Consider the following 22,289-nt stretch of genomic DNA (forward strand, 5'->3'; position numbering starts at 1 on the left):
GGTCGCGACGCTGCGCTTGCTCGTGAGCCGAGCATGGATCGGCTCCACACAAGGCAATGAAGCGACCCGCCGGGCCGCCTTTGCTTTTGATCTTCTCTTTCTTCTCCGTGGGTAGACGCGCACGGAACCTGTCCGTGGCCGGGTAGATGGGCTGCGCAGGGGCGTGAGCCGCATGGATGCGGCGACCGAGCTACATGGATGTACTTGCAGCGTCCCCTGCGCGGCCCATCTACCCGGCCCCACCCATGAACTGCTTTGCGCGGTCACCCACGAGGGCTGCGCCGTTGGCTGGAAACCCTATCCCCCGTGCACGGGCCGGTGCCCGCGCACCGCCATCACCAGCCCGATACCCGCCAGCAGCGACACCGCCGAGGTACCGCCATAACTGATCAACGGCATCGGAATGCCCACCACCGGCAGCAGGCCGGAAATCATCCCGCCGTTCACCAGTACGTACACGAAGAACGCCAAGCCCAGGCTGCCGGCCAGCAACCGTGCGTGCGTGTCGCGGGCGTGCACCGCGATCCACAGGCAGCGGCCGACCACGAACAGGTACAGCGCAAACACGGTGGCCACGCCGATCCAGCCGAACTCTTCGGCCAGCACCGAGAACGCGAAGTCGGTGGTGTACTCAGGCAGGAAGTCCAGCGTGGCCTGGGTGCCCTGCCCCCAGCCGCGCCCGTCCCAGCCACCGGAGCCGATCGCGATGCGCGACTGCAGGATGTTCCAACCGGTGCCAAGCGGATCCGCCGACGGATCAAGGAAGGTCAGCACGCGATCCTTCTGGTACTGCCGCAGCAGGCCGAACCAGGCCAGCGGCGCGGCAACGGCAAGGCCCGTCGCGCCAGTGGCCACCCAGCCCCAGTGCAATCCAGCCAACAGCAGCGCGAACACGCCGCTGGCGGTAACCAGCGTGGCGGTGCCCAGGTTGGGCTGCATCAGGATCAGCACGGCGGGTACGCCGATCAGCACGGTGGTGGTCAGTACGGTGCGCGGCGACGGTGGCAGCGGTTGCCGATGCAGGTACCAGGCCATCATCAGCGGCAGGCTGAGCTTGAGCAGTTCGGACGGCTGCAGGTAGAACACGCCGAGATTGAGCCAGCGCTGCCCGTACTTGCCTGTACCGATCACATACACCGCCATCAGCGGCAGCATCGACAGCGCATAGATTGCCGGCGTCCACGCGCGCAGCCGCAGCAGCGAAACGCGGGACAGCAGCCACATCGACGCCAGGCCACCGGCAAAACGCGCCGCCTGCCCAGCCACCGGACCGGACACGCTGTGCAGCACCGCCAGGCCCGCGCCCATCAGGATCAGCAGCGCGATCAGCAATGGCAGATCGATCGTGCGCGCCACCTCACGGCAGCCGCCAAGCAGTCGTTTCCATTCCACGCGGGCACGGTAGCAATGCGTGCTTGCGTGAAGCTGTCAGGGTGCGCGTGCGCTTGTAGAGTCAAGCCGTGCTCGACTCTACAGAACGGCGGAAGCAGTCGAGCAGATGGAAGCGCGACGAAGCGCGCGACCGGTGCTAGCCGTAGCCGCCGTGCACCGGGTTGTGACTGCGCACGGCCATCACCAGACCGAAGCCGGCCAGCAATGACACCGCCGAGGTACCGCCGTAGCTGATCAGCGGCATCGGCACGCCCACCACCGGCAGCAGGCCGGAAATCATCCCGCCGTTCACCAGTACATAGACGAAGAACGCCAGGCCGGTAGCGCCGGCCAACAGGCGCGAATAGGAATCGCGCGACTGGCTGGCGATCCACAGGCAACGCCCGATCACCACCAGGTACAGGGTCAGCACCAGGGCCACACCCATCCAGCCGAACTCCTCGCTCAGCACCGAGAACGCGAAGTCGGTGGTCTGTTCGGGAATGAAGTTCAGGTGCGACTGCGAGCCCTCGCCCCAGCCCTTGCCATCGAAGCCGCCGGAGCCGATCGCGATCTTCGACTGGATGATGTTCCAGCCGGCCCCCAGTGCATCCATCTCCGGGTCCAGGAACATCATGATGCGGTCCTTCTGGTACGGCCGCAGCAGCCAGAACCAGGCCACCGGCGCGACCGCAGCCACGCCGCCCACGCCCAGCCCGACCCACCACCACGGCAGGCCTGCCAGCAGCAGTACGAACACGCCGCTGGCGGCGATCAGCACGCCGGTACCGAAGTCGGGCTGCAACATCACCAGGCCGGTCGGCACGCCGATGATGATCAAGGCCACCAGCACGGTGTTGAAGCGCGGCGGCAGCGGCATCTTGTGCAGGTACCAGGCCACCATCATCGGCAGGCTGACCTTCAGCAGCTCGGCCGGCTGCAGGTAGAAGAACTTCAGGTCCAGCCACTGCCGGCCGTACTTGCCGGTGCCGAGCACGAACACCGCCAGCAGCGGAATCATGGAGATCGCGTAGATCATTGGCGTGGCCGAGCGGATGCGCAGGATCGGCACCCGCGAGATGCCCCACAGTGCAGCCATGCCCACCGCGAAACGCGCGCCCTGGGCCATCACCAGGCCGTCGCCACCGGCACTCTTCAAGGTGGCCAGGCCGATCACCATCAGCGCGCCCAGGGCGAGGCACAACACCCAGTCCAGCGTGCTGAAGAAGCGGCGCAGCATGTCGCCGGCCCAGCGCAGGAACACTTTCATCGTGCGGGCTCCGCAACCGTCGGGCGTGGCGTGGCCGGCACTGCGGCAGCGGCCGGCGTGCCCGGCTGCGGCGCAGGGGCCGGTTCGGGGGTGGGGGCACCCACCTGCACCGGGTGTTCGCCCAGCTGCGCGGCCGCCAGATCACCGGCCTGGCGTGCGCCGGCGTCTTCGTTGTCGAACGCGGTGGCACCGATGGCGGTGGTACCACGCTCGCTGTCCAGCGGCTGCATGCCCTCGGGCATCTTGCCCAGCAGGTAGGCATCGAACACCTTGCGGGCGATCGGCGCAGCAGCCGAACCACCATAGCCACCGCCTTCCACCGCCACCGCGATCGCGATCACCGGGTTTTCGACCGGCGCGAAGCCGACGAACAGCGCGCGGTGGCGCAGGTGCATCGGCAGGCTCTTCGGGTTCACCGCTGCGGTGCCCTTGCGGCTGATGACCTGCGCGGTACCGGTCTTGCCGGCCATCACGTACGGCGCACCGACCGCCACGCGCCAGCCGCTGCCGCCCGGCCGCATGGTCGCCATCATGCCCTCGCGCACCGCCTGCACGTTGTTGGGGTTGGGGCTGACCGGCTTGCTCTCGCCGGGCGGCGTCGCGGTCCAGTCGCTGTCGAAGCCGTCGCGCTGCTGGATCACCAGGTGCGGGGTGCGCAGCTGCCCGTCGGCCAGCGCGCTGACGCCGCGCGCCAACTGCAGCGGGGTGACCTTCCAGTCGCCCTGGCCGATGCTGATGTTGACCGTATCGCCGGGGTACCAGGCTTCCTTGCGGGTCTTCCGCTTGTAGGCCGGCGACGGCAGGATGCCGCCGATTTCGCCGGTGAGGTCGATACCGGTCGGCTGGCCAAAGCCGTAGTACTCCATGTAATGGTCGAAGCGCTCGATGCCCAGGTCCAGCGCCAGCTTGTAGTAGTAGGTGTTGACCGACTCGGCGATGGACTTGCGCAGATCGGTCCAGCCATGGCCGCCACGATGCGCATCACCCCAGCCACGGCTGGTGCCGGGCAGGTAGAACATGCCGGTGGACAGCACCTTGTCTTCCGGGCGGCGCACGCCCGAGTCCAGGCCGGCCAGGCCGATCAGCGGCTTCAGCGTGGAACCGGGAGCGACGCCGCCGAGCACCAGGCGGTTGAACTGCGGCCGCGACGGGTTCTCGTTCAGCGCCTTGAAGTCGGCATGGGAAATGCCGTTGACGAACAGGTTGGGGTCGTAGGACGGCAGGCTGACCATCGCCAGCACCTCGCCGGTACGGGGGTCCATCGCCACTGCCGAGCCTTCCTGGTCGCCGAAGGCGGCCACCATGGCACGCTGCAGGTCCGCGTCGATCGACAGCCGCAGGTCGGCGCCGGACTGCGCGGCCACCCGGCCGATGGTGCGGATGGCACGGCCCTGCACGTTGGTTTCGACCTGCTCGTAGCCGACCTTGCCGCGCAACTGCTGCTCGTAATAGCGCTCCAGGCCGGACTTGCCGATGTGGGTCAGCGCGGCATTGCCTTCGCCGAGGATCTCCAGATCCTTGTCGTCGACGCGGCCGACATAGCCGATGATGTGCGCGAACAGGTCACCGTACGGATAACGCCGGGTCAGGTAGGGCTCAAGCTCGACGCCGGGGAAGCGCCAACGGTCGACGGCGAAGCGCGCCATCTCCTCGTCGCTCATGCGCAGCTTCAGCGTGACCGGCAGGAACTTGCGGCGCGCCTTGCGCGACTTGTTGAACGCTTCCAGCTCTTCCGGGCTGATGCTGATGATCTGCGCCAGCCCTTCCAGGGTGGCGTCCATGTCCTTGACCTTGTCCGGGGTCACGTCCAGGCGGAACGCTGGCACGTTCTCGGCCAGCAGGCGACCGTTGCGGTCGTAGATCATGCCGCGCCCGGGCACCACCGGCCGCGGCTTGATGCGGTTGGCTTCCGAGCGCGTGGCGTAGACGTCGTGATCCAGCACCTGCAGCTTGAAGTACCAGCCGCCCAGGCCCAGCAGGCAGACCAGCACGCCCAGGAAACCCAGCGCCGCACGGCGGCGGAACTGTTCGGCTTCGGCGTGCGGGTTCTTGACCTGGCGGCGCGGGATCATGGCTCAGCGCCCGCGCTTGCCGAAGCGCACTGCGTCCAGCAGCACGAACACCAGCGGCCACAGGCCCATGCCCAACAGCGGGGCCCACCAGTACGACCACGGCAGGGTCGGCTCGCCCACCAGGATGTGGACCAGCGCGCTGACGATGCGGTCGTTGAACAACAGGCCACCGATGGCCAGCATCTGCTGCGACATCGGGAAGAAGCGGATGCGGGCGCGGAAACGCTGCAGGATGAAGGCCAGCATCACCAGCCGCAGCGCCTGTTCGCCGAGCACGCCGCCGTACAGCAGGTCGGCGACCACGCCGCTGGCGAAAGCGATGCCCAGGCCGACGCGCTCGGGCGTCTCGATCACCCAGTACGCCAGCACCAGCGCCAGCCAGTACGGGCGCAGCGGCTGCAGCAGCGCCGGCAACGGCAGCAGGCCCAGCAGCAGGGCTACGACCAGGCTGGCCGGCAATACCCACGGGTTGTCGCGCAGGCGGCTCATCGCTGGGCCTCCGACGTGGTCGGTTGCCGGCCAGCGGCCGGCACTACCGGGGCAGCAGGATCAAGCGAGGATGCGGGGGCAACAGTCCTCGTTTGCGACGAGGGCTGTTGCCGGCCAGCGGCCGGCACTACCGGAGCGGCAGGATCAAGCGAGGATGCGGGAGCAACAGTCCTCGATTGCGACGAGGGCTGTTGCCGGCCAGCGGCCGGCACTACCGGAGCGGCAGGATCAAGCGAGGATGCGGGGGCAACAGTCCTCGCTTGCGACGAGGGCTGTTGCCGGCCAGCGGCCGGCACTACCGGGGAGCTGACCGGAGCTGGCGTCGTTGTCGCTGGCGCGGCTCCCGCAGGCACGGTGGCGCCGGTGGCCGGGCCACCCGGAGTGGTTTCTTCCAGCTGCAGGCGCAGTTCCGGCGGAATGTGGATCGCCGCACCGGGGCGCAGCAGCAGCACATCACGGCCACGATCCAGCTGGGCGGCTGGCTTCAGTTCGCCGACCAGGAAGGCATGGGTGTCGTCCGGGCGCAGGCCGGTGATGGTGCCGACCGGGAAGCCGGCCGGGAAGCGGCCACCGAGGCCGGAGGTGACGATCTCATCGCCCACTTCCACACCCGCGCTGAGCGGGATGTCGCGCAGCTCCAGCGTGTCGCCGCGACCGTAGACGATCAGGCGTACGCCGTTGCGGGCCACGGTGACCGGCACCGCGTGGTCGGGGTCGGTCAGCAGCAGCACGGTGGAGGTACCGCCGGTGACGCTGATCACCTGCCCCATCAGGCCACCGGCATCGATCACCGCCTGCCCGACATGCACGCCTTCGCGGCTGCCGGCGTCGAGCACCAGGCGCTGCTTCACCGGGTCCAGGTCGATATCCAGGATCGGCGCCAGCTGCACGTCCAGGCCACTGCGCTCGGCCACGTTCAGCAGTTCGCGCAGCTGGGCGTTGTCCAGCGCTGCGGTCTGCAGTCGGGTCAGGCGCGCGTTGGCCAGCAGCAGCTGGTTGCGCAGTTCACGGTTCTCGGTGACCAGCTGGGTGTGGCTGGCCGCGGACTCCTTGACCTGGTTGCCGAGCTTGCCGGGCAGACCCGCCAGTGCCCACACAGGCTGCACCAGGCTGTTGGCCTGCTCGCGCAGGCGCGCCAGCCAACCCGCCTGATCGTCAAGGACGATCAGTGTGATGGCCAATGCAAGATAGGCCAGCAACCGCAGGGGGCTGGCGGCATCACCGGATCGGGAGGCAACGGGAGGACCGGCGTAGGGCGGCACGGCAACGATTCAACTGGCAGAAGGCGGAAGGGAAACACGCGGACGCCCCGCCGGTGCCGGCCCGCCATCGCGGCGGGCCGCACCCCGGAAGGGCGCGGCGGGCAGGAACGGCCGGGACGGCTTATTCCGGCGCAAAGAACTCGTTGCCGTGCATGTCCACCAGTTCCAGCGCACGACCGCCACCGCGGGCCACGCAGGTCAGCGGATCGTCGGCCACCTGCACGTGCAGGCCGGTTTCCTCGGAGATCAGGCGGTCCAGGTCACGCAGCAGGGCGCCGCCGCCGGTCAGCACGATGCCGCGCTCGGCAACGTCGGCACACAGTTCCGGCGGGGTCTGCTCCAGCGCCAGCTTGACCGCGCTGACGATGCCCGACAGCGGTTCGTGCAGGGCTTCAAGCACCTCGTTGGAGCTGATCTTGATCATCTTCGGCACGCCCTCGGCGAGGTTGCGGCCGGAGATCTCCAGCTCCTGCACCTCGGCCTGCGGGTAGGCACAACCCAGCTCGACCTTGATGCGCTCGGCGGTGGCTTCACCGATCAGCATGCCGTGGTTGCGGCGCACGTAGTTGGTGATGGATTCGTCGAAGCGGTCGCCGCCGATGCGGACCGAGGCCGAATAGACGATGCCGTTGAGCGAGATCACGGCCACTTCGGTGGTGCCGCCGCCGATGTCGATGACCATCGAGCCACGGGCTTCGGTGACCGGCATGCCGGCGCCGATCGCGGCAGCCATCGGCTCTTCGATCAGGTACACGTCACGGGCACCGGCTTCCTCGGCCGATTCCTTGATCGCGCGGCGCTCGACCTGGGTCGAACCGGCCGGCACGCAGACCAGCACGCGCGGGCTCGGGCGCAGCACGCGCGACTTGTGCACCTTCTTGATGAAGTGCTTGAGCATCGCCTCGGTGTAGGTGAAGTCGGCGATGACGCCGTCCTTCATCGGGCGGATGGTGGTGATGTGGCCCGGGGTACGGCCGAGCATCTGCTTGGCCTCGGCGCCAACGGCTGCCACCGAGCGGGTGCCACCGATGGCACGGTCCTGGCGCACGGCCACGACCGACGGCTCGTTCAGCACGATCCCCTGCCCGCGCACGTAGATGAGGGTGTTGGCCGTGCCCAGGTCGATGGACAGGTCGTTGGAGAACATGCCACGGAGTTTCTTGAACATCTGAGGAAGGAGTCCTGAGGGGTGTCGTGCCCGCCGCGGGATGGCGAAAAAATGGGCAGAAATCGAGGCCGACAAGCCTAGCAACCCGCCTGCCGCCGAGCAAGGAAAAAACTAGCTGAACCCGCGTCTTCACAGGCTTTCGGCCTGATCGGGCATCACCCGGTTCTGGCCCTGAGCGGCACCAGCGGGTAACCTTTGCGCCGTCGGGCGCCCAAGGGCGCCGTTTGCTTGCCCGCTGAACCGGGCCGGCCCACCCCAAAATTCACCGCATAGGCTTACATCGATGTCCGCTCTGATCTGTGGTTCTCTTGCCTTCGACACCATCATGGTGTTCCCGGACCAGTTCAAGAATCACATCCTGCCGGACAAGGTGCACATCCTGAACGTGTCCTTCCTGGTGCCGCGCATGCGCCGCGAGTTCGGCGGCTGCGCCGGCAACATCGCCTACAACCTGCACCTGCTGGGCGGCCAGCCGATCCCGATGGGCACCGTGGGTTCGGACTTCGGCCCGTACCGCGAATACTTCGAAGGCCTGGGCATCGATCTGTCGCGTGTGCGCGTGATCGACGAGCTGTTCACCCCGCAGGCGTTCATCACCACCGACCACGACAACAACCAGATCACCGCCTTCCACCCGGGCGCGATGATGCGCTCCTACGAGAACCACGTGCGTGGCGTACCGGGCGTGACCCTGGGCCTGGTCGGCCCGGACGGCCGCGAAGGCATGATCCAGAACGCGCAGGAATTCCACGAGGACGGCATTCCGTTCATCTTCGACCCGGGCCAGGCCATGCCGCTGTTCAACGGCCCCGAGCTGCGCGCCTTCATCGATCAGGCCGACTACGTGGTGGTCAACGACTACGAATCGAACCTGCTGCAGGAGCGCACCGGCTGGGACGAGAAGGAGATCGTCAGCCGGGTCAAGGCCTACATCACCACCCGTGGCCCGAAGGGTGCGGTCATCCACACCCCGGAAAAGAGCTACGACATCCCGCCGGCGCACGAGCGCCGCGTGGTCGATCCGACCGGCTGTGGTGACGCCTTCCGCGCCGGCCTGATCTACGGCATCCAGAAGGGCTACGACTGGCTGACCATCGGCCGCATGGGCAACCTGATGGGCGCGCTGAAGGTCGAGCACCCGGGCACGCAGAACCAGCGCTTCACCTTCGATGAGTTCAACGAGCAGTTCAAGCAGCAGTTCGGTTACGCGCTGGGCGCGTAAACGAACTGCCCGCGCATCCCACCTTGTCCCCGCGCCTTCGGCGCGCCCCCTTGAACAACAAGGGGGCTTTCCACCCGATGCGCTGCTGGGAATGCTGTTGGTAGGTGTCGACCTTGTTCGACACTGCCGGCCAGCGGCCGGCACTACCCCTTCTGCCAGGCCGCCAGCCTGGCCACGGGTGTTCTGGTAGGTGTCGACCTTGGTCGACACTGCCGGCCAGCGGCCGGCACTACCCCTTCTGCTGCCAGGCCGCCAGCCTGGCCACGGGTGTTCTGGTAGGTGTCGACCTTGGTCGACACTGCCGGCCAGCGGCCAGCACTACCCCTTTTGCTGCCAGGCCGCCAGCAAGGCGCGGCAATCGGCGAAATGCCAGTCGGCCCGGCCCGGCCATGGGTTCTCCGGCAGATTGACCAGCACGGTGTGAGCGCCCGCGGCGCGCCCGCACTCCAGGTCGTAGGCGTGGTCACCGACCATCACCGCGTGCGCAGCCCCGATGCCCCAGCGACGAAGATGCTGCTGCAGGCCATCCGGCGAGGGCTTGGGCACCGCTTCATCGCGGCCGATGATGTCGGCGTCGTCGAACAACGCCCCGACCCCGATCGCCTCCAGCGTCAGCTTCGCCAGCGCATGGTCGTTGCGGGTCAGGATGCCCAGCCGGCAACCTGCCGCCGACAGCGCGCGCAGCAGCTTCACCGCCCCCGGCGCTGGCAGCGCGTCCTCGGCCAGGGCGCGCTCGTGATCCAGCAGCCACGCGCGCTTGGCCTGCGCCGGTGCGTCGGGCAATGCCGCGATATGGTCGAGGATGTCTTCCTCCGCGGCGATCTCCAGCGCGCGGCGGATCGCGGCGAAGTCATGCACGGCCACCGTCAGTGTGCCGTCCATGTCGAACACCCAGTGCCGGATCGCGGACAACGCGTGCACTGCGCTGCCCGTCGCAACCTTCACTGCCACCACTGCGGCATGCGGCTGGCGTCGACACCGCCGGTTTCGAACACGGCCGTTCGCGTGCCACCGGCCTTGACCGGAAACTCGATGCTGATCGACTTGCCCTTGCGCGCCAGCTTCCACAGTGCCTTCTGATCGGTGATGAACAGGGCGATGGCTTCATCGGTCTTCGGGCGCCAGGCCGCCATTGGTACCGGCTTGCCGTCATCCACGGTCACTTTCACCGTGCATTGCGGGCAACGGAAATCACCGGCCTGCAGCACCAGGTAGGCATGCCGCTTCCACTCCGGATGATCGCGGAACACCAGCTGCACCGGTTTGGCGCCGCTGCCATCCACGTCCACCCGTTCCTTGCTGTAGATCTGCGCCGAGACCTGGTTGCCCTTGCTGCCCACCGGAATCTGGTTGTACTGCCATAGCCCCTGCATGCGGCGCAGGTCGCGCGCGGCGTCGCCCTTGGCCTTGACCTCGTCGAAGCCTGCGGCGATGCGCTCGGCGGCGGCGGTGTCCTTGTACTGGTCCAGCAGCGAGGCACCATGCAGGCGCGCGCGTTCCCAGTCCTGCGCGGCCACGGCCATGTCGTACTGCTTGGCCACGTCTTCGGCCTTGGCCTCCTTCTGCGCCTGCGCGGCGGCCGCAGCGGCTTCCTGCGCCTTGCGTTCCTCTTCCGGGTTGCTGCAGGCGGCCAGGGCCAGGGTGCAGGCGGTGAGCAGGATCAGTCGTTTCATGGCGGAGGTCCTATGCGAGTGCATCCCGATTCTATCGGCAGCGAAAAGCGGATACACCAACGGCGGGTTTCCCCGCCGTTGGTGGTGAAGCAGTGACCGGTTGCCAGCCAGCGGCCGGCACTACCGCTTACTTGGCTTCAGCCTTGGCCAGCATGTCCTGGACCGAGGCGGTGGTGATCGGGTGGTAGCCCGGCTTGGCCTTTTCGAAGGCCTGCTTGGCCAGTTCCAGACCCTTCGGGGTCTTCACCAGTTCGGCGTAGATCGGCAGGATCAGCTTGCGACGGCCGACGCGCTCGATGAATGCAGCCGCCCCTTCATTGGCCTGCTCGTAGCCGCTGCGGATCGCCAGCGGGTACCAGCGCATGGCGATCTCGCCATTGGGGGTGCCGGTGAAGTGGAAGGCCTTGTCCAGCGTGGCCAGCTTGTCCAGCGGCTGGGTCGCACCGAGGCCGTCGATGAAGCGCACCCATTCCTGGGTGCTCCAGTCGGCGATGACCTGGCTGCTGGGCACGGTACCGGCGCTGGCGAATGCGATGCGCGCGGTATCGACGCTGCTGAAGTTGCGCGACTGCGCCTTGGCTGCGAACGCCGGGATGCCCGGCTCGTCCAGCCATGCCTTCAGTTCGGCCTCGGTCACGGCCGACGGATTCTTCGGCAGCAGGTTCTTCTTCAGGTACTCGACGAACTGGTCGGTGTTCGCGCTCTGGAAGGCGTGGTCATCGAACCAGCCCCGCAGGAACGGATCGAAGGTCTCGCGGCCGAAGCGCTGTTCCAGGAACTCCAGGAACCACGAACCCTTGACGTAGGCGACCTGGCTGAGCGCTTCGTCGGGATCACGCTCGTTCAGCGGCGGCAGCGCCAGTGCCTGGTCGGCCGGGCTCATGTCCTTCACTTCGGCCAGCAGGTCGGTTTGGTCGATCTGCTTCTCCATCTCGGCCATTTCCTTGCCGTACAGGGCTTCGGTGATGCGGCCCTGGACGTAGGTGGTGAAGCCTTCATTGAGCCAGATGTCCTTCCAGCTGGCGTTGGTCACCAGGTTGCCCGACCAGCTGTGCGCCAGCTCGTGGGCCACCAGCGAGACCAGCGACTTGTCGCCGACGATCACGGTCGGGGTGGCGAAGGTCAGGCGCGGGTTTTCCATGCCGCCGAACGGGAACGACGGCGGCAGCACCAGCATGTCGTAGCGGCCCCAGCGGTATTCGCCGTACAGCTTCTCGGCGGCACCGATCATCTTCTCGGTGTCTTCGAATTCCTTGGCGGCCTTGTTGACCATGGTCGGCTCGGCCCAGACGCCGGAGCGGCCGGAGATCGGCTCGAACACCAGGTCGCCGGCCGCGATGGCCAGCAGGTAGGACGGAATCGGCTGCGGCATCTTGAAGGTGTAGTCACCGTCACGCGCCGCCTTCGGATCGTTGTCGGCGCTCATCAGCACCATCACGTCCGGGCGCGAGACCACGTGCGCGCTGTAGGTGAAACGCACGCTCGGGGTGTCCTGCAGCGGCACCCACGAACGGGCGTGGATGGCCTGCGACTGGCTGAACATGAAGGGCAGCTTCTTGCCCTCGGTCATCGACGGTGCCAGCCACTGCAGGCCCGATGCGGTCGGCGCGGTGTGGTAGGTCACTTCCACCTTGGCCGGCTGTTCCGGGGCCTCGATGGTCAGCTTGCTGCCGAACACCTTGTCAGCGGCGGCCAGCTCGAACTTGAGCGGGCTGCGCGCGCCATCGGCGGCGACGGCCTCGACCTTGGACACGGTCAGCTCGCGGGTGTCGAGCACCAGCTGCCTGGCGTCCTTCTGCTTCCATTCCAGGGTGTAGGTGGCGGTGCCGCCAATCTGCTTCTGGTCGAAGTCGAGCTTCAGATCCAGCGCGATGTCCTTGATGACGACCTTGTCCGGCTCGGCGTACGAGCTTTCGTCGTGGCTGCGGTTCTCGGCGTTCACGGGGGCGGCAGGGGCCTTTGCGGCAGTCGGGGCGGCGGCGGGCGCGGCCGCCTCCTGGGAGCAGCCGGCGGCCAGGGCCACGGCCAGCGGAAGGAGCATCAGCGGATTACGCATGAATCGGGACCGTTACGGGGATCAAACCCCAATGGTACCTCCCTCCGGCCCGGCAGGCGTTGCGCGGTGCGGGGTAATGGCAGGCAAGCCGATCCTGCGCCTCGGGCGCATGCCAACCAATGTCGGCATCTACAGGCAGGTACCAACCTTGGTTGGCACGGACCCATCAACGCATGCGGCAGGCCCGTGCCGACCAAGGTCGGCAGCTACCAGATCGGATCACCGCAGCGGGCGAGCACCAACCACGGTTGGCACCCACCAGAGCGGGGCTTACAGCTTGTAGCCGGAGTGGATCGAAACGATGCCGCCGGTCAGGTTCTTGTAGTGGCAGCGCTCGAACCCGGCCTGCCCCATCATCGCCTTCAGTTCATCCTGCGGCGGGTGCTTGCGGATGCTCTCGGCCAGGTACTGGTAGCTGTCCGAGTCATTGGCGAACAGCTTGCCCAGCTTCGGCAGGATCTTGAACGAGTGGAAGTCGTAGATCGGCTTGAACCAGTCCGCGGTGACTTCGGAGAACTCCAGCACGCGGGCCTGGCCCCCGACCTTCAGCACGCGGTACATCTCGCGCAGGCCGGCGTCCTTGTCGGTCACGTTGCGCAGGCCGAAGGCGATGGTGACCAGGTCGAAGCTGTTGTCCGGGAACGGCAGGGCCTCGGCGTTGCACTGCACGTAGTCCAGGCCCAGCACCAGGCCGCGGTTGGTCAGGCGATCACGGCCGACCGACAGCATGCCGGCGTTGATGTCGCCCAGCACCACCGAGCCCTCGGCGCCGACGCGCTCCTTCAGCAGGGCGGCGATGTCGCCGGTGCCGCCCGCCAGATCGAGCACGCGGTCGCCCGGCTTCACCTGCGCGGTGGCCACGTAGTAGCGCTTCCACGCCCGGTGCACGCCCAGGCTCATCAGGTCGTTCATCAGGTCGTAGTTGCGCGCGACCGAGGTGAACACCTGGCCGACCAGCTTCTGCTTGTCCTTGGCGGCGACGTCGCGGAACCCGAAATGGGTGGTACCGGCTTTGTAGGGGGATTCGCTCATGGCCCCGATTATCGCACCGCCGGGGGCCAGCGGCACCCCCTGCCCGTATCATGGCGGGCCACGACTTACCGGAGCCCCGCATGATCACCACGCCCGACTACCAGGCCCTGCTGCAGACCGCCATCGCCGAAGCCCGCCAGGGCCTGGCCGAGGGCGGCGTGCCGATCGGCGCAGCCCTGTACCACAACGACGGCCGCCTGCTTGGCTGCGGCCACAACCGCCGCGTGCAGGAAGGCGACCCGTCGGTGCACGGCGAGACCGATGCGTTCCGCAAGGCCGGCCGCCAGCGCCGTTACCAGGACACGATCATGGTCACCACCCTGGCACCGTGCTGGTACTGCTCTGGCCTGGTGCGCCAGTTCAACATCGGCACCGTGGTGGTGGGCGAATCGCGCACCTTCCAGGGCGGCATCGACTGGTTGCGGGAAAATGGCGTCAACGTGATCGACCTGGACAGCCAGGAATGCGTGGACCTGCTGGGCGGCTTCATTGCGCAGCACCCGGAGATCTGGAATGAAGACATCGGTGAATGATCACCACGCAGTGTCCTGTTGAACCCGTTTAATGAACGCTTCAGTGCCGGCACGCCCTAGTGCCGGCAGCGTTTGCGGCCATTGCCGTGAACCAGTGCACAGTCAGCTGCGCAACGTGCACACGCTGCGATAACACCCCGCCCGGCTGCCGCGCCTAGGGTGGGGTTACCGGGACTTCTTTCCCCGGCGGAGCCAGCCATGTGCGCGCACGCCGTACGACCTGCACCAGACTCGATCCTCGACCCGATCCGCGAACGCCTGCAGCGGCAATATGCACTGCACCGGCGCGGCGCGTTGTTCTGGACCGCCTACCAGCGCATGCAACTGGAGCTGGTCCGTCGCCATCCGCTCGACCACGAGCGCCTGTGCAACGCGATGGCCACCCTGGCCGAAGATCTCGGTGCCGTCGAGCACGCGCAGTTGATTGGACATGCCAACGCCAGCTCCACATCGCGCTGACGCGGCATGCACCGCCACATACGCCACACTCCGATGAACCCCCACTCCCTTTCCACTCAACCGAACTGGATTGTCATGCACGCTGAAGTCCCCACCATTCCTCCGGTCATCAACGTTGACGCCGAGCTGGATCACTGGCGCCGCCAACATGCCGAAGGCGCACTGCCGCACAACTCGTTCGGCTCGTACGTGCCGTGGATCAAGTTTGCCTGCGATTCGCTGATCACCCAGCCGCGCGCCAGCGAGGCCGAACGTGACGAGATGTTCCAGACCCAGTACGCCCTGCAGATCATGCCGCGACTGAGTGAAGCCCAGGCCCGCGAATTCGTCGACCGTTGCTGGCAGCACGTCTACCAGAGCAGTCCGGTGCGCAGCCTGCAGGCACCGCGGCTGCAGCGCATGCGCGCCTGACCGCCGCTGCACGGCGCCTGCACGGGCCACTGCCGATCATCCTCGTCACCTGAGTGGGACGACGACGATGAAAGTACGAAACCTGTTCAATACGATCGCCAAGAAGGCCGCGGCCGCCACCGGCTCGCCGTGGACCTTCCTGGCTGCAGTAGCGATCGTGGTGATCTGGGGCATCAGTGGCCCGGTGTTCGGTTTCAACGACACCTGGCAGCTGGTGATCAACACCGGCACCACCATCATCACCTTCCTGATGGTGTTCCTGATCCAGCACACACAGAACGCGGACACCGCCGCGATGCAGATCAAGCTGGACGAGCTGATCCGGGCGACGGCCGAAGCCAACAACGAACTGTTGGATCTGGAAGAACTTGACGAAGCGCGCCTGGAAGAGATCCGCGCCGAGTACGAGCAGATGGCGCGCGAAGCCGGCGATGCGCTCGCGCGGGTGCGCGCCTGCCATGCAGCGCGGCGCGACGATGAAGCGGTGTAGCAGGTCCTGAAATGACAATGCCGGCCAGCGGCCGGCACTACCATCGATCATCAGGGTAGAGCCGGCCGCTGGCCGGCTGTCCTTCAGCTGCGCTCGTGCCAGCCACCGCCCATCACCTTGTACAGGGTGATGCGGTTGGCCTGCTGCGCCAGCTGCGCCTGCAGCTGGGTCTGTTGTGCGTTGTAGGCCGTACGCCGCGCATCAAGCAGGGTCACGAAGCTGTCCAGGCCCGCGTCGTAGCGCGCCTGCGACAGGCGGTTGGCCTGTTCGGCCGCTTCCACCAGGCGCTGCTGTGAACTCACCTGCTCGTCCAGGCTGACATTCAACGCCAGCGCATCGGCGGTTTCGCGGAAGCCCACCTGGATCGACTTCTCGTACTGCGCCAGAGCGATATCACGATCCGCGTTGGCGATGGCCAGGTTGGCGCGCAGCTTGCCGCCCTGGAAGATCGGCAGCGTGATCTTCGGCAGGAAGCTCCACACGCGCGTACCGCTGTCGAACAGGTTGGACAGTTCGCTCGAACCACTGCCGATGCTGCCGGTCAGCGAGATGCTCGGGAAGAACGCCGCGCGTGCCGCACCGATATTGGCGTTGGCCGCCAGCAGCTGGTGTTCGGCGGCCATGATGTCCGGGCGCTGCAGCAGCACGTCGCTGGGCAGGCCGGCCGGCGGCGGTGCCAGTGCAAGCAGCTGCGGCTCGATGCTGTCCGGCAGCAGCGCCGGATCCAGCTGGCCACCGGCCAGCAGCGCCAGCGCGTTGCGGTCCTGGGCCAGCTGGCCACGCAGGCGTGCGGCGTCCGTACGCGCGGTCTCGACCAGGGTACGGGTCTGGGTCAGCTCCAGCGCCGAACTGCCACCACGTTCGTGGCGGGCCTCGGCCAGGCGCAGCGAATCCTCGTAGGTCTTCAGCGTGGCATCGGCGATCTTCAGCCGCTGCGCGTCGGCACCGTAGGTCAGCCATGCGGTGGCCGTCTCGGCCACCAGGCTCAACTGCGCGTTGCGGCGGTTGGCGGCCACCGCGAAGTACTGCTGCAGCGCAGCTTCACTGAGATTGCGCACGCGGCCGAACAGATCCAGCTCGAACTCGGCCACGCCGACACCGGCGGTGAACTGTTCGTTGACACCGGCGTCGGTGCCCTGGCGCTGCATCTGGCCGGTAACGGCCACGCCGGGCACGCGATCAGCGCGCTGCACACGGTACTGGCCGCGCGCGCGCTCAACGTTGAGCACGGCCACGCGCAGATCGCGGTTGTTCTGCAGCGACTGGTCGATCACCTGCTGCAGGCGCGCATCGGTGAAGAAGTCGCGCCAGCCGACGGCGGCGACATCGGCCACCTCGCCCTGCGCGGCCTCGGCCGGCCACTGCGCCGGGATCGCCGGGGCGACAGCGGTGTTCTTCGGCACCAGGGTGGAGCAGCCGGCGAGCGCGAGCACAGCGGCAATGGAAAGGAACAGGGATGCACTTTTCATGGGAATGACTTCCATCGGTACTGCCGGATGGCAGGAGGTCATGCCGGCCAGCGGCCGGCACTACCGTTTCGACAACGCCAGCCTGAGGCCGGCATGACCGCTACAGGTCACGTCGTGGATTTGCGCTTGAACACGCGCTGCACCACCACGAAGAACAGCGGCACGAAGAACACGCCGAGCACGGTGCCGACGATCATGCCGCCGAGCACGCCGGTGCCGATCGCCTGCTTGGCGCCGGAACCGGCACCGGTGGAGATCGCCAGCGGTACCACGCCCATGCCGAAGGCCAGCGAGGTCATCACGATCGGACGCAGGCGGTCGCGCACGGCATGCATGATCGATTCGATCAGGCCTGCGCCCTTCTCCAGGTTCTCCTTGGCGAACTCCACGATCAGGATCGCGTTCTTGCTGGTCAGGCCCACCGTGGTCAGCATCGCCACCTGGAAGTAGATATCGCGTTCCAGGCCCTTGAAGGTATTGGCCAGCACCGCGCCGAGGATGCCCAGCGGGGCCGCCAGCAGCACTGCGGTCGGCACGCTCCAGCTTTCGTACATCGCGGCCAGGCACAGGAATACGATCATCAGCGAGAGCGTGTACAGCAGTGGCGTCTGCGAGCCAGCCTGGCGCTCCTGGTACGACATCGCCGTCCATTCGATGCCGAAGCCCGCCGGCAGCTGCTTGGCCAGCTGTTCGATCTCGGCCATGGCATCACCGGAGGCGACACCCGGGGCCGGTTCGCCCTGGATTTCCATGGCCGACACACCGTTGTAGCGTTCCAGGCGCGGCGAACCGTAATCCCAGTGCTTGGTAGCGAAGGCACTGAACGGCACCATTTCACCCTTGTCGTTCTTCACGGACCAGAGATCGAAGTCCTCCGGCACCATGCGGAACGGCTGGTCGGCCTGCACGAACACACGCTTGACGCGGCCACGATCGACGAAGTCGTCGATGTACGAGCTGCCCCACGCGGCGGCCAGCGTGCCGTTGATCTGGTCGATCGACAGCCCCAGCGAGGTCGCCTTGGCCGCGTCGATGTCGATGCGGAACTGCGGCGTGTCCTCCTGGCCGTTCGGGCGCACGTTGGCCAGCTTCTTGCTGCCGGCGGCGAGGCCGAGCAGCTGGTTGCGCGCGGCCACCAGTGCCTCGTGGCCCTGGCCGCTGTTGTCCTTCAGGAAGAAGGTATAGCCCGAGGCAGTGCCCAGTTCCGGGATGGCCGGCGGCGGGAAGGCGAAGATGAAGGCATCCTTGATCTGGCCCAGGGCCGCCATCGCGCGTCCGGTGATCGGCATCACACCATTGTTGGCGTCACGCTCGCTCCAGTCCTTCAGCTTGACGAATGCCATGCCGGCGTTCTGGCCCATGCCGGCGAAGCTGAAGCCCTGCACCGAGAACACCGAGTCCACCGCATCCTTCTCGTTCTGCAGGAAGTGGTTTTCCAGCGCCGCGATCGATTCCAGCGTACGTTCCTGGGTAGCACCCACCGGGGCCTGCACCAGCGCCATCAACACGCCCTGGTCTTCGTTGGGCAGGAATGAGCTGGGCAGGCGCACGAACAACACGCCCATCAGCACGAACAGCGCCGCCACGATGCCCATGAAGCGCCACGGGCGATGGATGATGCCGCGCACGCCACGCTGGTAGCTTTCGCTGGTGCGGTCGAATCCACGGTTGAAGCCATTGAAGAAGCGACCGGCCAGGCCGCGGTGGGCGACGTGGTGCTCACCTTTCTTCAGCGGCTTGAGCATGGTCGCGCACAGCGCCGGGGTCAGCACGATCGCGACCAGCACCGACAATGCCATCGCCGAGACGATCGTGGCCGAGAACTGGCGGTAGATCACGCCGGTGGAGCCACTCATGAAGGCCATCGGCACGAATACCGCCGACAGCACCAGGCCGATGCCCACCAGCGCGCCGGTGATCTGGCCCATCGACTTGCGGGTCGCCTCGAGCGGCGACAGTCCTTCCTCGGACATGATGCGCTCGACGTTCTCAACCACCACGATGGCATCGTCCACCAGCAGGCCGATCGCAAGCACCATCGCGAACATGGTCAGCATGTTCACCGAGAAGCCGAGCATGGCCAGCACGCCGAAGGTACCCAGCAGCACCACCGGCACGGCGATGGTCGGGATCAGGGTGGCGCGGAAGTTCTGCAGGAACAGGTACATCACCACGAACACCAGCACGATCGCTTCGATCAGGGTCTGCACCACGCCCTTGATCGACACGCGCACGAACGGGGTGGTGTCGTACGGGACCTCCGCCTTCAGCCCGGCCGGGAAGAAGCTCTTCATGTCTTCCAGCGCGGCATTCACACCAGCAGCGGTATCCAGCGCGTTGGCGCCGGTGGCCAGGGTCACCGCCAGGCCGCTGGCCGGCTGGCCGTTGTAGCGGGTGACGAAGTCGTAGGACTCGGCACCCAGCTCGACGCGGGCGACATCCCCCAGGCGCAGCTCGGCACCGTCCTGCGCACCGCGCACGATGATGTTGCGGAACTGTTCCGGGGTCTGCAGGCGCGACTGCGCGTTGATGGTGGCGTTGAGCTGCTGGCCCTTGATCGACGGTGCACCGCCAAGCTGGCCGATGGCCACCTGCGCGTTCTGTGCCTTGATCGCTGCGGTCACTTCCGCAACCGACAGGCCATAGGTATGCAGCTTGTTCGGATCCAGCCAGATGCGCATGGCGTACTTGCCACCGAACACCTGGATGTTACCCACGCCTGGCACGCGGCTCAGGCGATCGACAACATTGGAACCGACGTAGTCGGCGATGTCGTTGGCGTCCATGCTGCCGTTCTCGGACACGAACGCGATGACGTTCAGGAAGCCCGAGCTGGACTTGGCCACGTTGATGCCCTGCCGCTGCACTTCCTGCGGCAGCAGCGGCATGGCCAGCTGCAGCTTGTTCTGCACCTGCACCTGGGCGATGTCCGGGTTGGTGCCGCTCTCGAAGGTCAGGGTGATGGTGGCCTGGCCGTTGGACGAGCTGTTGGAGGAGAAGTAGATCAGGCCATCAAGGCCCTTCATGTTCTGCTCGATGATCTGCGTCACCGAGTCCTCGACCACCTTGGCCGATGCACCCGGGTAGGTGGCGCTGATTTCCACCGCCGGCGGTGCGACGTTGGGGTACATCGAGACCGGCAGCTTGAACAGGGCCAGGCCGCCGGCGAGCATGATGATGATGGCGATCACCCACGCGAAGATGGGTCGATCGATGAAAAAGCGTGCCATGGGGTTCTCCGCTTACTTCGCGTCGCCGGCCGGGGCGGCAGGCTGGGCGGCCGCTGCCGGCTTGGCCGGAGCAGCGCCCTTCTCGGTGGCCTTGACCGGCATGCCGGGGCCGATCTTCTGCAGGCCTTCGACGATGACCTTGTCGCCGGCCTTCAGACCGTCCTCGACCAGCCACTTGTCGCCGACCGTGCGGCTGACCTTGACCGGGCGCACTTCGACCTTGTTGTCCTTGCCGACCACCATCGCGGTGGTGTCGCCCTTCGGATCGCGGGCGATGCCCTGCATCGGTACCAGCACCGCATCGCTGCGCACGCCGCCGCCGATCACCGCGCGCACGTAGGTGCCCGGCATCAGCAGGCCGTCCGGGTTGTCCACCTTCACGCGCAGGCCGAAGCTGCCGGTGGCTGGATCGACGCTCACTTCAGAGAACTCCAGCGTGCCCTTGTGCTCGAAGGTGCTGCCGTCTTCCATCAGGATGCTGACCGGCAGCGTCTGGTTGTCCTGCAGGCGGCCGGCAGCCAGTTCGCGGCGCAGCTGCAGCAGCTCGGCCGAGGACTGGGTCAGATCGACGTAGATCGGGTCCAGCTGCTGCACGGTGGCCAGTGCATTGGCCTGGCCGGCGCTGACCAGCGCACCCTGGGTAACGCTGGACTTGCCGATGCGGCCGCTGATCGGCGCGGTGATGCGGGCATAGCCGAGGGTGACGTTGGCCGCATCCAGCGAGGCCCTGGCGGCACCGACATCGGCCTCGGCCTGCTTCTGCGCGGCCACGGCGTTTTCCAGATCCTGCTGGCTGACCGCGTCGACCTTGGCCAGCTCGGTGATGCGCTTGGCGCTCAGGCGCGCGGCGTTGGCCGTGGCTTCGGCGCGGGCCAGCTGGGCGCGGGCGCTGTTGGCCTGGGCGCGGTAGCTGGCGTCCTCGATCTGGTAGAGCGGCTCGCCGGCCTTGACCATGCCGCCTTCGGTGAACAGGCGCTTGGCAACGATGCCGTTGACCTGCGGGCGCACTTCGGCGACCAGGAAGGCGTTGGTACGGCCCGGCAGTTCGCGGGTCAGGCCCACGGTCTCGGACTTCAGCGTGACCACGGTGACGTCACCCGGGCCCTGCTCGGGGGCCTGGGGTTGGCCGCCGCAGGCAGCCACGGCTGCGGCGATGGCCAGCGACAGTGCAAAGGGTCGGATTCGGCTCAGCAACATGACGGAAAGGCTCTTGAAGGAAAGGATCTCAGCCGGCGCTGATACGGCGGACCCTTCGACCGGTAAAGGTGAAGACCGTGAGAACAGCGCCCACCCGGGTGGAGCGGGAGCCGGACCGGCCTGCCACGCACACGACGGGAATGATGGGAGCGAAATATACATACATGCTTGTTTGTTTGTAAACCGGTACAATTCAGCCACGTTTCACCCGCACTCGTACCTACATGGCCCGCAAGACCAAAGAGGACACCCAGGCAACCCGGGAAGGCATCCTTGACGCCGCCGAAGCCTGCTTCCATGAACACGGCGTGGCCCGTACCACGCTGGAGATGATCGGCGCCCGCGCCGGCTATACCCGTGGCGCGGTCTACTGGCACTTCAAGAACAAGAGCGAGGTGCTGGCCGCGATCGTCGAACGGGTGCACCTGCCCTTCATGCAGGAACTGGAGCGCACCTCCACCGACCAGCGCGACACCCCCGTGCACGACCTGCGCGCGGTGATGATCCACTCCTTCATCGAGCTGTCCGAAGACGAGCGCCTGCGCAAGACCATGGAGATCATGCTGCGCAGCGATGCCTCGGCCGACACCAGGGTGCTGACCGAAATGCAGCAGGCCGGATTCCGCGATGCGCTGGACCGGATGGAGCGTGCCCTGCGCCGCGCCCGCGATCTGGGCCAGCTGCGCGAAGGCGCCGACCCCAAGATCGCCGCGCGCATGCTGCATGCCACCGTGCTGGGCGTGCTGCACGGGGCGATGGTCGAACCGGACCTGATGGATCTCAAGCGCGACGGCATGCTCGCACTGGACATGACCCTGGCCGCCTACGTGAAGGACGGCGTGTTCGTGCCGGGCACTGTGCCCGAGCCGCTGCCCGAAGCGTGAG

At 66.9% G+C, this 22,289-nt stretch carries 19 protein-coding genes; 6 read left to right on the top strand and 13 right to left on the bottom strand.

Features of this window, described 5'->3' with window-relative positions:
* Positions 1–297 precede the first annotated feature (297 nt).
* The 6 genes from rodA (AC5P67_RS01000) to AC5P67_RS01025 all read right to left on the bottom strand — a co-directional run bounded on the left by rodA (AC5P67_RS01000) (position 298) and on the right by AC5P67_RS01025 (position 7,632).
* Complete coding sequence (gene rodA / locus AC5P67_RS01000) at positions 298–1,392, bottom strand: rod shape-determining protein RodA (protein ID WP_033834551.1); 1,095 nt, start codon at positions 1,390–1,392, stop codon at positions 298–300.
* A 136-nt stretch (positions 1,393–1,528) separates the two neighbouring features.
* On the bottom strand, positions 1,529–2,641 hold the full coding sequence (gene rodA, locus AC5P67_RS01005; RefSeq protein ID WP_005411073.1) for a rod shape-determining protein RodA: 1,113 nt from the start codon (positions 2,639–2,641) through the stop codon (positions 1,529–1,531).
* A complete protein-coding gene (mrdA, locus tag AC5P67_RS01010; RefSeq protein ID WP_308309943.1) occupies positions 2,638–4,713 on the bottom strand; it encodes a penicillin-binding protein 2 in 2,076 nt (691 codons plus the stop codon). Before mrdA ends, rodA (AC5P67_RS01005) begins: the two co-directional genes overlap by 4 nt.
* 3 nt (positions 4,714–4,716) lie before the next feature.
* On the bottom strand, positions 4,717–5,202 hold the full coding sequence (gene mreD / locus AC5P67_RS01015; protein ID WP_005411075.1) for a rod shape-determining protein MreD: 486 nt from the start codon (positions 5,200–5,202) through the stop codon (positions 4,717–4,719).
* Positions 5,199–6,464, bottom strand: coding sequence for a rod shape-determining protein MreC (mreC, locus tag AC5P67_RS01020; RefSeq protein ID WP_495214266.1), 1,266 nt, complete (start codon positions 6,462–6,464; stop codon positions 5,199–5,201). Before mreC ends, mreD begins: the two co-directional genes overlap by 4 nt.
* A 121-nt stretch (positions 6,465–6,585) precedes the next feature.
* Complete coding sequence (locus tag AC5P67_RS01025) at positions 6,586–7,632, bottom strand: rod shape-determining protein (protein WP_005411077.1); 1,047 nt, start codon at positions 7,630–7,632, stop codon at positions 6,586–6,588.
* Positions 7,633–7,915: 283 nt separating this feature from the next.
* Between AC5P67_RS01025 and AC5P67_RS01030 the strand changes: the two genes are divergently transcribed.
* Positions 7,916–8,854, top strand: a complete 939-nt coding sequence (locus AC5P67_RS01030; protein WP_005411078.1) for a carbohydrate kinase family protein — start codon at positions 7,916–7,918, stop codon at positions 8,852–8,854.
* 318 nt (positions 8,855–9,172) lie between these two features.
* Here AC5P67_RS01030 and AC5P67_RS01035 read toward each other — a convergent pair whose 3' ends face one another.
* The 4 genes from AC5P67_RS01035 to ubiE all read right to left on the bottom strand — a co-directional run bounded on the left by AC5P67_RS01035 (position 9,173) and on the right by ubiE (position 13,615).
* On the bottom strand, positions 9,173–9,808 hold the full coding sequence (locus AC5P67_RS01035) for an HAD family hydrolase (protein ID WP_012481295.1): 636 nt from the start codon (positions 9,806–9,808) through the stop codon (positions 9,173–9,175).
* Positions 9,796–10,527 carry a hypothetical protein gene (locus AC5P67_RS01040; RefSeq protein WP_005411080.1) on the bottom strand — a complete coding sequence of 244 codons (732 nt, stop codon included), beginning with the start codon at positions 10,525–10,527 and terminating at the stop codon, positions 9,796–9,798. Before AC5P67_RS01040 ends, AC5P67_RS01035 begins: the two co-directional genes overlap by 13 nt.
* A 127-nt stretch (positions 10,528–10,654) precedes the next feature.
* Positions 10,655–12,583, bottom strand: a complete 1,929-nt coding sequence (locus AC5P67_RS01045; RefSeq protein WP_049397127.1) for a M1 family metallopeptidase — start codon at positions 12,581–12,583, stop codon at positions 10,655–10,657.
* Between the two features lie 270 nt (positions 12,584–12,853).
* On the bottom strand, positions 12,854–13,615 hold the full coding sequence (gene ubiE, locus AC5P67_RS01050; RefSeq protein ID WP_005411082.1) for a bifunctional demethylmenaquinone methyltransferase/2-methoxy-6-polyprenyl-1,4-benzoquinol methylase UbiE: 762 nt from the start codon (positions 13,613–13,615) through the stop codon (positions 12,854–12,856).
* 80 nt (positions 13,616–13,695) lie between these two features.
* Between ubiE and AC5P67_RS01055 the strand changes: the two genes are divergently transcribed.
* The 4 genes from AC5P67_RS01055 (at position 13,696) to AC5P67_RS01070 (ending at position 15,508) form a co-directional block, all read left to right on the top strand.
* Positions 13,696–14,148, top strand: coding sequence for a nucleoside deaminase (locus tag AC5P67_RS01055; RefSeq protein ID WP_005411083.1), 453 nt, complete (start codon positions 13,696–13,698; stop codon positions 14,146–14,148).
* A gap of 198 nt (positions 14,149–14,346) precedes the next feature.
* Positions 14,347–14,607 carry a hypothetical protein gene (locus AC5P67_RS01060; protein ID WP_005414515.1) on the top strand — a complete coding sequence of 87 codons (261 nt, stop codon included), beginning with the start codon at positions 14,347–14,349 and terminating at the stop codon, positions 14,605–14,607.
* Between the two features lie 75 nt (positions 14,608–14,682).
* On the top strand, positions 14,683–15,018 hold the full coding sequence (locus AC5P67_RS01065) for a hypothetical protein (RefSeq protein ID WP_005411085.1): 336 nt from the start codon (positions 14,683–14,685) through the stop codon (positions 15,016–15,018).
* A 67-nt stretch (positions 15,019–15,085) separates the two neighbouring features.
* A complete protein-coding gene (locus AC5P67_RS01070) occupies positions 15,086–15,508 on the top strand; it encodes a low affinity iron permease family protein (protein WP_005411086.1) in 423 nt (140 codons plus the stop codon).
* Between the two features lie 83 nt (positions 15,509–15,591).
* On the opposite strand, the gene smeF is transcribed toward AC5P67_RS01070, so the two are convergent.
* From smeF to smeD, 3 genes are all read right to left on the bottom strand, one after another.
* On the bottom strand, positions 15,592–16,992 hold the full coding sequence (gene smeF / locus AC5P67_RS01075) for a multidrug efflux RND transporter outer membrane subunit SmeF (protein WP_012481298.1): 1,401 nt from the start codon (positions 16,990–16,992) through the stop codon (positions 15,592–15,594).
* A 92-nt stretch (positions 16,993–17,084) separates the two neighbouring features.
* Positions 17,085–20,207 carry a multidrug efflux RND transporter permease subunit SmeE gene (gene smeE / locus AC5P67_RS01080; RefSeq protein WP_005411088.1) on the bottom strand — a complete coding sequence of 1,041 codons (3,123 nt, stop codon included), beginning with the start codon at positions 20,205–20,207 and terminating at the stop codon, positions 17,085–17,087.
* Between the two features lie 12 nt (positions 20,208–20,219).
* Complete coding sequence (gene smeD, locus AC5P67_RS01085) at positions 20,220–21,404, bottom strand: multidrug efflux RND transporter periplasmic adaptor subunit SmeD (protein WP_005411089.1); 1,185 nt, start codon at positions 21,402–21,404, stop codon at positions 20,220–20,222.
* 224 nt (positions 21,405–21,628) lie between these two features.
* On the opposite strand from smeD, the gene smeT reads away from it, so the two are divergent.
* The gene (gene smeT, locus AC5P67_RS01090) at positions 21,629–22,288 is read left to right on the top strand and encodes an efflux transporter SmeDEF transcriptional repressor SmeT (protein ID WP_005411090.1); all 660 of its coding nucleotides are present in this window, start codon (positions 21,629–21,631) and stop codon (positions 22,286–22,288) included.
* Position 22,289: the final 1 nt, after the last annotated feature.

This window comes from Stenotrophomonas sp. YJH_SMC_21, assembly GCF_059369555.1.